Origin of the sequence: Arthrobacter sp. NPDC097144 (assembly GCF_044762205.1) — a bacterium.
In the GTDB taxonomy this organism is placed as follows: Bacteria; Actinomycetota; Actinomycetes; order Actinomycetales; family Micrococcaceae; genus Arthrobacter_B.
This window is the reverse complement of the sequence record NZ_JBIWDW010000012.1, coordinates 1-3,009: the sequence shown is the minus strand read 5'-3', so window position 1 is coordinate 3,009 and position 3,009 is coordinate 1. Positions and strand designations below refer to the sequence as shown.

Sequence of the window (3,009 nt, the reverse complement as noted above, 5' to 3'; positions counted from 1 at the left end):
GAGGGTGTGGGAGAGTAGGTCACCGCCGGACAATATTTGAGGGAAGAGCCTGTGCCAGTGTTGGTACAGGCTCTTCCTGTTTAACCGGCCCCGCCAGTGTTGGTACAGGCTCTTCCTGTTTAACCGGCCCCGCCTGTTAATTGGTCCCGCATGTTTGCGGGGCCCTTCCTGCTTAACACGCTGATTCCAGGCTCCAGCGGGACGCCGGCTGCAGGAGAACCGTACTGTGCCCAGCGGGTTTTGTGTGATTGGGCACTTTGTCGGTGCGGATGCGGGGCTTCAGCGGCTGGAATGGTCCCCTGATCCGTGCGACTGACAGGCGTACCGCTGCTTCCGCCAGGGATCACCCCCGGTCGGAACGGCATCAAGAGAGCCCATAATGACACCACGCGCTGCCCTAACCGCATGCGTCACGGCTTTATCACTGGTATCAGTGCGTAATTCCTGCATCTCCCTTTTCACGGGATTCCCAGGCCGGTAGCCTCACTGCTCACAGAGCCCGGATTTTACCTGCCCGGGATTCGGCTCTGCGGATGTCCACCGTGCCCAGCTAGGAAAGCGGAACCCATGAACCTGCGCCACGAAGCCGCCCGAACGTCGGCCGGCTCACGAACAACGAAAAGACGTCGGGCCGGTGCCGGCCTCGGAATATTTGGTGTCCTGTGCCTCCTTCTGCAACTGGCCTCACCGGCGCAGGCTGTATTTTCGGGGGAGTCCCCCGGAAACGAGGTTCCTTTGGACCTTGTGGAAATTACGATGACAGGAACCGGCCCCGGCACCGCTGTGACGGGCGGCCTGCCGCCGGTTGGAGGAACCTTCGACCCGACTGCAGGGTATCCGGCTGATGTTCCTGCCGGTTATGAGACAGCCAATGAGTCCTTTGCCGGCATCATCACCACGGTGGATGCGGAGGGAAATACCCAGCAGATGTACTGCATCGATATCCGCACGCAGACCTACACCGGTCTTGGGTACGAGAACGGCTCCTGGGATGAATCGAACGTACCCAACGTGGGTTACGTAAACCGCGTGCTCAACACGTACTATCCTGACGTGCCTGGAGCGCCTCCCGCACCGTCAGATGCAATTCGGGCAGCCGCTGTACAGGCCGCAGTCTGGTTTTTCAGTGACGGCTACGTTCTTGCCGCCAATGACGGTGTTAGGCAGTACACAGCCGCCATCGTTGCTGACGTGCTGGCCGCAGGCCCGCTTACAGAACCCCCGGCGCCGGACGTTAGCGTCGATCCGCCGCTTGCCGCGGGCCCTGTCGACGGAGTTACCGGGCCTTTCACTGTCTCCTCCGCAGATGCAGCCACACTCACGGTAGAGGTGCCGGAAGGGTACACGCTGTACACGGATGCTGCAGGCACCGTTCCGCTCGTTGGCACGAGGGTAGCTTCGGGTACGCAGCTCTGGGTTCGAAATGACAACCAGACCACGGATCCGGTGGTACTGACAGCCACCGCCGTAGTGCCCGTACAGACAGGAAATGTCTATCTTTATGCAGGGAATAACCCCAGCGTTACGAACGCCCAGAAGCTGATCCTGGCTACCGAATCCCAGATCGCATCCAATGCCCAGGCGACGGCAGAGTTCTATGAAACCGGCATCCTCACCGTGAATAAGACGTTTGCGGGAGGTGCGGTGGGGCAACAGGGCACCATCCTCCTGAATGTTGACTGCGGACCAGGCCTCGTTTTCCAAGCCACTATCGAGGCTGGCCGTACGGAGGACCAAGCATCCACCTTCACCGGCATTCCACTGGGGACTACCTGTGTTGTCACAGAACCGGAGACTGGATCAACGACTGCCGTAGAAGTTGTGTCTTCCGCTCCGCAGGAAGCCGTGATTGAGGCAAGTTCGGCCGTCACGATTACCAACACTGTGGAGTACCGGCCTGGTGCACTCAACGTCACCAAGACGATCGACGGGAATGCCGCAGGCCTGCAGCAGGAGATTGTCATCGCTGTTGTCTGTGGGACCGTCCTGGACACTACGGTTGTTATCCCTGCAGGCAGTGCAGCCGGACCGTACGGGCAAACCTTCCCGGACATTCCTGCGGGTACGGAGTGCACGGTAACCGAAACGTCTACGGGTGCAACGTCGGAGGTTACGGTCGACGCGGGTGACCCCGTGACAGTAGCCATTGAGCCGGGCACCACGGTAAGCGCCTCCCTGGCTAACACGGTGCAGTACGCCAACGGGTCGCTGCAGGTTACTAAAATCGTCGCGGGCAACGGGGCTGGCCAGCAGTCCGCCTCCGTTTTGAACGTGGTTTGCGGCGACGAGCTCGAGGAAGTGGTGCGGATCCCGGCCGGCACTGCGGCGGGTGAGTATGTACAGGTCTTCGAGGGCATCCCCGCCGGCACTGAGTGCACCATCACGGAACCAACAACCGGTGAAAACGGCAACGTCACTGTTGAGACGGTGCTGCCCTACGGCGTCGTTATCGTTTCGGGTGAAACCGTAGCGTCGACAGTGACCAATACTTACGCGGTATTGGGTAAGGACACGCTCGCCAAAACCGGGGCAAACATCGGTACACAGGTATATCTGGCCGCAGCAGGAGCGCTGCTGATCGGCACCCTGCTGATTGCGGGAGCAGCACGACGCAGGAAGGGATAGTGCAGCCGCCGACGCTGTGAACTCAGCAGCCGGCGACCGGTCAACGGACAGCCTGCTCCCTCAGTGGAGTTGAGCAGGCCGTCCGGACCACAACATCCTGCTGTGGGCGGCTTCCCGATGGGAGACCGCCCACAGTTGCGTGCACACCCGAAAAGAGGCCGGGCCGAAGATGAAACCAGCAAATGAATTGGCCGCAATGGACACTGAAGATGCACCGCTGTTGAGGTGTTTGCCGCAATGTACAGGGGGACCCCGATCACAGGAGCAAGCCGATTTGCGCGGGCCCCGTACCCCGTGTAGAGTCTTCTAAGTCGCCGCGGCCGGGAGTTGCAAAACATCCTGAGCATGGCGGCCAAACCCCACCAAAAACATCCTGGTGATCCT

At 60.5% G+C, this 3,009-nt stretch carries 1 protein-coding gene; it reads left to right on the top strand.

Annotation, left to right across the window (positions count from 1 at the left end):
- Window positions 1–756: 756 nt before the first annotated feature.
- Complete coding sequence (locus ACIQXM_RS18060) at window positions 757–2,625, top strand: DUF5979 domain-containing protein (protein WP_400934138.1); 1,869 nt, start codon at window positions 757–759, stop codon at window positions 2,623–2,625.
- Window positions 2,626–3,009: the final 384 nt, after the last annotated feature.